The organism is Clostridium sp. MCC344, assembly GCF_018785365.1.
Taxonomy (GTDB): Bacteria; Bacillota; Clostridia; order Lachnospirales; family Lachnospiraceae; genus Pilosibacter.
Genome location: NZ_WQPQ01000022.1, coordinates 93,815 through 102,103, shown reverse-complemented (window position 1 = coordinate 102,103; position 8,289 = coordinate 93,815). Strand labels below are relative to the sequence as shown.

The window sequence follows — 8,289 nt, the reverse complement described above, 5'->3', positions numbered from 1 at the left end:
CCTTTTGTTTTTTTGAAACGCTTTTTGAAATTCCTAATTGCATTACGAAGCCATTATACTTCCGATAAGTAAAATTATCAATAGTTTTTTTACAAAAAATGAAGAATTTTTAATAAAGGGAACTATCTTACTTCGCTTCCAGAAATACTCTGTACCTCGAATACACTGGTATTATAGTATAATTTCTTAAGAATTTCCATATCTTTTTTGTTTTTATTTTCTTACGAAATTCTTACACGAACGCTATTTTATGGCGTTTTTGTACGGATATCAGTACATTTTGCCTGTTTTTTCACTTTGTGGCAGCTTTGTGGCAGGAATGTGTCATAATGGTATGTTCATTTTGATGCATAATTGTTGATATTTTGAACATTGTAAATTCATATTCAAAATATCATCTTGTATTATCGGAAGTACGTGTTATAATGTTCATATATATCTATTGTTTTTATTATTTTGAACACGTTCATTTTATCAGTTTCTTCCTTATTATTAAACATGTATTTTCAGTCACAAACGTGTGGACACTCTCCCACGTTTCCATGGCCGCATGTTTCATGATAAGTGTCGCAAACATGATTCAACTGATTCGGAGGATGACTATGGATCGTTTGGGATTACTCTGCAGAAATATTTATGAGAACAACAAGATGACACAGCGGGAGCTGGCGGCAGCGATGGATCTTTCGCTCGGGACCTGCAACCATCTCGTGAAGGATGGGTTGGCACAGGAGCTCTTCACGTTTGATCCGGCTGAGGGGACTTATTCCTTATTAAAGGGCGGTGTGGATCTTTTAAGAAAATACCGGATGGACAGCGCCGTGATCCTGGCGGCAGGATTCGGGTCCAGATTTGTACCGCTGACATTTGAGACGCCGAAGGGACTTTTAGAAGTCTACGGCGAGCGCATGATCGAGCGCCAGATCAAGCAGCTTCATGGGGCCGGCGTCACAGATATCACGATCGTGGTCGGTTATTTAAAGGAGAAGTTCGAGTACCTGATCGACAAATTCGGCGTCAAGCTTCTCTATAACCCGGAATATCACAATAAGAACACGCTGACAACGCTCTACCGCGCCCGCGAATGTTTTATCGGAAGAAACACATATCTTCTCTCGTCCGACAACTGGATGCGGAATAATATGTACCACACTTATGAATGCGGCGCTTGGTACTCTTCCGTATTTATGAAAGGCGAGACTTCTGAATGGTGTCTTGAGACGAGCAAAAAGGGACTGCTCACCGGCGTTAAGGTCGGCGGCGCGGACTCCTGGGTCATGTATGGTCCGGTGTTCTTCTCGAAAGAGTTTTCGGAACAGTTCTTCCCGATCCTTGAAGAATATTATCATACCCCGGGAACGGAGCAGATGTACTGGGAACAGGTTCTCGCAGACCTCTTAAACGGCGAGGTCGACAGCCATCTTCCGGGCAAGCATCACTTCCCGGTGCCGGAAATGTATATCAACAAACAGCCGGACAACCAGGTGTACGAGTTTGAAAACCTTGAGGAGCTCCGCCTTTTCGATGAGCGCTACCAGAATCATTCCGACAATATCGCGATGGAACTGATCTCCGAGGTCCTTCATGTTCCGGAATCCGAGATTACAGGGATCAAGTGCCTGAAAACGGGTATGACCAACAAGTCTTTCCTGTTCAAGGTCCATGATAAGTCCTATATCTGCCGGATTCCTGGTCCGGGCACCGAGCTCTTGATCAACCGGAAACAGGAAAAGGCTGTCTACGATGCCGTAAAAGGATCCGGGATCACCGAGCATGTTGTATACATGAACGGGGAGACTGGTTACAAGATTTCTGAATATTATGAGGGCGCGCGCAACAGCGATCCGCGCAACTGGGATGATGTGGCGAAATGTATGGCGCTTGTGGAAAAGCTCCATGATTCGAAGCTCCATGTCGACCATTCTTTCGATATCCGGGAGCGGATCAGTTTTTATGAAGCGCTGTGCCGCGGTTACGAGAAAAAGCTCTTTGAAGATTATCCGGAAGTAAAAGCTCACATGCTCACACTGCTCGACCGCCTCGACCGTCTGAACCGGCCGAAGGTCCTGTCCCACATCGACAGTGTGTGCGACAATTTCCTGTTCCTGCCGGACGGTGATATCCGCCTGATCGACTGGGAGTACTCCGGCATGTGCGATCCGCTGATCGATGTGAGCATGTGCGCGATATATTCTTATTATAATGATTTTGAGGTCGAAAAGCTCATTACGACTTACCTGCACAGGGAGCCGACTTCCGAGGAGCGGTTCGTCTACTACGCATATATCGCTCTCGGCGGATTTTTGTGGTGCCTGTGGGCAGTGTATAAGAGCAGTGTCGGCGAGGAATTTGGCGATTACACGATCGTGATGTACCGGTATGCGAAGCAGTTTTATAAGAAGATCATCACTGCGCCGGAATTTCTTGGGATCGGAAAAGCCGAATAGTTGCCGCATTTTTCTGTGAATTTTTTCAAGACGTATCTGTATTTTTATGCTATACTGAAAATACGCAGATAACGTCCATATGGTCCCGGGATGGAGCTGTGATAAAATGCCAGCTGTCCCGGGATCTTTTACATTGAAAATACCGGGACAAAGACTGTTTGACCCCGTTCTTATTGAAATACAAGTTTAAAAGGGGGATCTCCATGAGACAAAAGAAACGAGCGGCGGCGCTTCTTCTAAGTGCCGTCATGGCTTTTTCCGCTGTGAGTCCGGCGCTTCCGGCCTGGGCGGCGGCCTGGCAGAAGAACGCATCCGGCTCTTATATCGGAAGTGATGGTTCCGTCCTTACCGGGATCCTGTCGCGAGGTGTCGATGTTTCCCAGTGGCAGCAAAATGTCAACTGGTCTGCAGTCGCCGCTGATGATATCCAGTTCGCGATGATCGGAGCTCGCTACAACAACGCGGTAGACCCATATTTTGAGACAAACGTGCGCGGGGCGGCCGCTGCTGGTCTCCGGGTCGGCGTTTACCTCTACTCCTACGCGACAACAACTGCGATGGCGGAATCCGACGCAGATTTTGTCCTGAACCTTATCAAGGACTACCCGATCTCCTATCCTGTCGTCCTCGACGTGGAAGCACAGGAGATGAACAATCTGACTCCGGCGCAGCTTTCTGATATTATCAACGCATTCTGTAAAAAAGTCGAGACAGCCGGATATTATCCGATGGTCTATACCAATGATTACTGGATCAACAATAAGATCGATATGACGAAGGTCCACTATGATGTCTGGATCGCCCGCTACGACGCAAAACCGTCCTACCAGGGTGCGGCATTCTGGCAGGCGTCAAACCAGGGAACCGTAAACGGGATCAGTGGAAATGTGGATATCAACTTTTCTTTTAAGGACCTGAGTGGAAAACTTCCGGCGAACCGCTGGCGCTTGATCGGGGACAAGTGGTACTATTATAAGAATTATGTAAAACAGACGGGCTGGATCAATGACGGACAGAGCTGGTATTACCTGAATCAGGATGGAACCCAGTATAAAGGCTGGCTCCTCTTAAACAACCAGTACTACTATCTTCTCTCGACCACCGGGCAGATGAAGACCGGATGGCTGCAGGCGGAGGACGCATGGTACTATCTGAATTCCGACGGCACGATGGCAAAGGACTGGATCCAGGTCGATGGGAAATATTACTATCTGTTAAACGGCGCGATGGTAACCGGATGGCTGCGGATCGATACGGATTACTATTATCTGCGCGGCGATGGTTCGATGGTAACCGGCTGGCGGAAGATGGACGGAAAATATTATTATTTCGGCAGCAACGGAAAGCTCGTCCGCGGGTGGGCGGATATCGACGGAAAGCGGTATTTCCTCCAACAGGACGGAACGATGCTGACCGGCTGGCAGACGATCGATGGGCTTCTGTACTATTTTGACGCGAGCGGCGCAATGGCGGCCGGATGGACGAAGCTTGACGGTTACTGGTATTACTTCAATAACGAAGGAAAGCTGATGACCGGCTGGATGCAGCTTGACGGGAAGTTCTATTATCTCCACACCGACGGGCGCATGGTCATCGGATGGCAGAGTGACGGAACGAACAAGTATTACATGGATACGGTATCCGGTGTGATGTCGGTTGGCTGGAAGCAGATCGAACAGAGCTGGTATTACTTTAACCAGTCCGGACATATGATCACAGGCTGGCTGAACGACGGCGGAAAGTATTATTATCTGAATCCGGCAGATGGAAAGATGGTTTCCAACGGCTCATTCGTTGTAAACAATGTCAACTATACCTTCAATAAGAGCGGTGTCTGCCTGAGTGAGACGTCTGCGATCGGCGGCGGGTCCGCGGGAAGTGTATACACGCCTGGAACGTCCGGAACGCAGATCAACGGAAGTAATTATACAGGAACTCCGGCGACCGGAAACAGCCAGAATGGAATTACGACCGGAACGCAGGCGGGATCTGCGCCGGGCGGAAATGCAGGAACGACTGCGACTTCTCCTTCTTCGAATCCGACCGGAAATTCAACCAGCAGCCCATCCGGAAATTCGTCAGGAACCGGAATGGCGGTTGGAAATTACCAGACCGGCGGTCCTGGGTACTCATCCGGTTCAACCGGCAGCACTTCCGGAAGCTCGGCTTCCACAACCGCCCCCGGCGGCAGTACAGGTACTTCGACTGTAAGTCCTGGCGGAAGTAATGGAACGAGCAGCAATAACAATTATTATACAAATACCGGCAGTGTGACCGGCCCTGGAAGCGCCGGCGCGAACTACAACTACAGCTCCGGCTCATCCAGCACCAGCACACCGGGAAGTTCCGGTTCTTCGTCCTCCGGAAATCTGTCCGAGTATCAGACGGGCGGACCGAAGTAGGGCTGAATTTGAATTATTTGGAATTTTTCCGTTTACGAAAAAACACCGCTCCGGCAGGAAATCATACATTCCTCCCAGAGCGGTGTTTTTATGTACTAATTTTCACCATTTTATGTTACAGTGATCACACCTCAAAGATCATATCCCCATAACTCGGGATCGGCCAGTATTCTTTGTCGACGATCATTTCGAGCTGGTCGGCCGGGCTGCGGAGTGCCTGCATCGCCGGGATGATCTCGTCGTAGCAGAAGTGGGCGCGTTTTTCCATGCTCTCGATGTGCTGATACTCTTCTACAAGGTCCTCAAGTTTCGCACGGGCAACTTTCATGTCGGAGAGCAGGTCGGAAACTTCGATGAGAAGTTCTGTCTGGACGCTGTTGTCAGCTTCCGGGCATGCAGTCTTCACAGCGCTTAAGGACTGTGCGAGAACTGTCGTATAGCGGACAACCGCCGGGATCAGCTGCTTTCCGGCAATGTTGATCATGGATTTCGCCTCGATATTGACGGATTTCGCGTAGGATTCATACTCGATCTCCGCTCTCGCAACAAGCTCTTCCTTCGTGTATACACCGAAATCGCCGAACAGTTTGAACGCTTTCTCGGTCACAAGTGCCGGGATGGAATCCACCATGCACTTTAAGTTCGGGAGTCCGCGGCGCTCTGCCTCTTCCACCCACGCCTCACTGTAGCCGTTGCCGTTGAAGATGATACGGCGGTGCTCAGCGAGAAGTTTCTTGATCATATCATGAACCGCAAGGTCGAAATCCTCTGCCTTTTCAAGTTCATCGGCAGCTTCCTTGAATGCCTCTGCAACGATCGTATTTAACACAACGTTTGCGGAGGAAACGGAGTCGGAGGAACCGACCATACGGAACTCAAACTTGTTTCCGGTGAATGCGAACGGGGATGTACGGTTTCTGTCTGTCGCATCTTTATCGAAATCCGGAAGTGTCGTAACACCGGTCTTTAAGGTACCGCCGATCTTTGAGTGAGTCGCGGAACCTGTAGAAATCAGCTGGTCGATCACATCCTCAAGCTGCTCACCTACGAAGATGGAGATGATCGCTGGCGGTGCCTCCTGAGCGCCGAGACGGTAGTCGTTGCCCGGAACAGCCGCAGACTGGCGGAGCAGATCCGCATGGCGGTCAACTGCTTTCATAATGCAGGCAAGAACAAGCAGGAACTGGATATTCTCATGCGGAGTCACGCCCGGATCCAGCATGTTGATGCCGGTGTCGGAAGCCAGGGACCAGTTGTTATGTTTACCGGAACCATTGACGCCCTGGAACGGTTTTTCATGGAGCAGGCACGCCATTCCGTGACGGCTTGCAACCTTTTTCATTGTTTCCATAACGAGCTGGTTGTGGTCAACGGCAAGGTTTGCCTTTGTGTAGATCGTTGCGAGTTCATGCTGTGCCGGAGCGACCTCGTTGTGCTGGGTCTTTGCGGTAACGCCCAGCTTCCAGAGCTCTTCATTTAACTCTTTCATATAGGAACCGATCCGCTCACGGATAACACCGTAATAGTGGTCATCCATCTCCTGTCCCTTCGGCGGCATCGCGCCGAATAAGGTACGTCCGGTGTAGATCAGGTCTTTTCTCTTTAAATATTTGTCGCGGTCGATCAGGAAGTACTCCTGCTCCGGTCCTACGGACGGAGTAACACGCTTTACTTCTGTGTGGCCGAAAAGGTGGAAGATTCTTGTCGCCTCTTTGTCGATGGCCTGCATGGAGCGGAGAAGCGGGGTCTTTTTATCGAGCGCTTCTCCTCTGTAGGAACAGAAGGCGGTTGGGATACAGAGTGTTACGCCGGTTGCATCTTTCTTTAAGAATGCCGCGGAAGTGCAGTCCCAGGCGGTATATCCACGGGCCTCGAAGGTCGCGCGCAGGCCGCCGGACGGGAAAGAAGAACCATCGGTCTCGCCCTTGATCAGCTCTTTTCCAGAAAGATCCATCAGAACTTTTCCCTGGGAATCAAAATTTCCGATAAAGGAATCATGTTTCTCGGCGGTCACGCCGGTCAGCGGCTGGAACCAGTGGGTATAATGGGTCGCACCGTTGTCGACTGCCCAGTCTTTCATCGCATGGGCAACCACGTCAGCGATCGTCGGGTCCAGTTCGCTGCCATCCTCGATGGTCTGCTTTAACTTTTTGTAGACACTCTTCGGGAGACGTTCTTTCATCACGGAGTCGTTGAACACATTCTCTCCGAAGATCGCCTCTACATTGATGTTTTCACTCATAAACTGCTCCTCCTCGTTTCTGTATAAATAGCCAGCCGCCGTATGGGGCATTTTGCTGCGTCACGCGCGTAAAACACACGGCTACAGCTGATCACGGCTGTCGGGAAAATCATACGTTTTATCCTGTATGCAATTACCTGATACTCCGGCTCTTTCCGCAAAAAGACCAGGATCAGACGGATTTGGTTCAAAAATCGTAACGATTCAGCAAGTCTGCGCATCTACTGCAATGATCAGTAGGAAAATACTGGCTTGAAAAAATGTTCTCCCTGCTGCGAGGGAGAACATTTCTTTAACTGCATGATAATGCAAGCTAAACGGATCAGTCAGCTTTGCCGACAGAACCGAATAACTCCATTTTTGTCTTAACGGTCTCTTTAATTGCGTCGAAGCCCGGAGCAAGAAGTTTTCTCGGGTCGAATCCCTTTCCTTCAAGGTCCTTTCCTGCTTCGATGTATTTTCTTGTAGCTGCTGCGAATGCAAGCTGGCACTCGGTGTTTACGTTGATCTTCGCTACGCCGAGGGAGATTGCTTTCTTGATCATATCTTCCGGAATACCGGTACCGCCGTGAAGAACGAGCGGCATATCGCCAACTGCCTCTTTGACAGCTGCGAGTGTCTCAAAGCTTAAACCTTTCCAGTTTGCCGGGTATTTTCCGTGGATATTGCCGATACCTGCTGCGAGCATATCAACGCCGAGGTCAGCGATCATCTTACACTCGTTCGGATCTGCGCACTCGCCCATACCGATCACGCCGTCTTCCTCGCCGCCGATCGCGCCAACCTCTGCCTCAAGGGACATTCCCTTCTCACGGCAGATACGGATCAGTTCTTTTGTCTTTTCAACGTTCTCTTCGATCGGGTAATGAGAACCGTCGAACATGATGGAGGAGAATCCGGCATCAATGCACTTTAAGCATCCCTCGTAAGTACCATGGTCTAAGTGAAGCGCAACCGGAACAGTGATCTTCATCTCTTCTAACATTCCGTTTACCATTCCTACTACGGTCTTAAAGCCTGTCATATATTTTCCTGCGCCCTCTGAAACACCCAGGATAACCGGGGATCTCAGCTCTTCTGCCGTCTGCAGGATTGCTTTTGTCCACTCAAGGTTGTTGATGTTGAAATGTCCTACTGCGTACTTGCCGTCTCTTGCTTTCTCAAGCATTTCTTTCGCTGTTACTAACATATAGGCCTC

General features: G+C 49.7%; 4 protein-coding genes. 2 read left to right on the top strand and 2 right to left on the bottom strand.

What is annotated here, in order from left to right:
* The first annotated feature begins 602 nt into the window (after positions 1–602).
* Complete coding sequence (locus tag GPK90_RS07015) at positions 603–2,447, top strand: sugar phosphate nucleotidyltransferase (protein ID WP_118532589.1); 1,845 nt, start codon at positions 603–605, stop codon at positions 2,445–2,447.
* A 203-nt stretch (positions 2,448–2,650) separates the two neighbouring features.
* The gene (locus GPK90_RS07010) at positions 2,651–4,849 is read left to right on the top strand and encodes a GH25 family lysozyme (RefSeq protein WP_215702593.1); all 2,199 of its coding nucleotides are present in this window, start codon (positions 2,651–2,653) and stop codon (positions 4,847–4,849) included.
* A gap of 124 nt (positions 4,850–4,973) precedes the next feature.
* Here the strand turns inward: GPK90_RS07010 and GPK90_RS07005 are convergent, their stop codons facing one another.
* Complete coding sequence (locus tag GPK90_RS07005; protein WP_118532593.1) at positions 4,974–7,091, bottom strand: glutamine synthetase III family protein; 2,118 nt, start codon at positions 7,089–7,091, stop codon at positions 4,974–4,976.
* Between the two features lie 322 nt (positions 7,092–7,413).
* Positions 7,414–8,280, bottom strand: coding sequence for a class II fructose-1,6-bisphosphate aldolase (fba, locus tag GPK90_RS07000; RefSeq protein WP_118298368.1), 867 nt, complete (start codon positions 8,278–8,280; stop codon positions 7,414–7,416).
* Positions 8,281–8,289 lie beyond the last annotated feature (9 nt).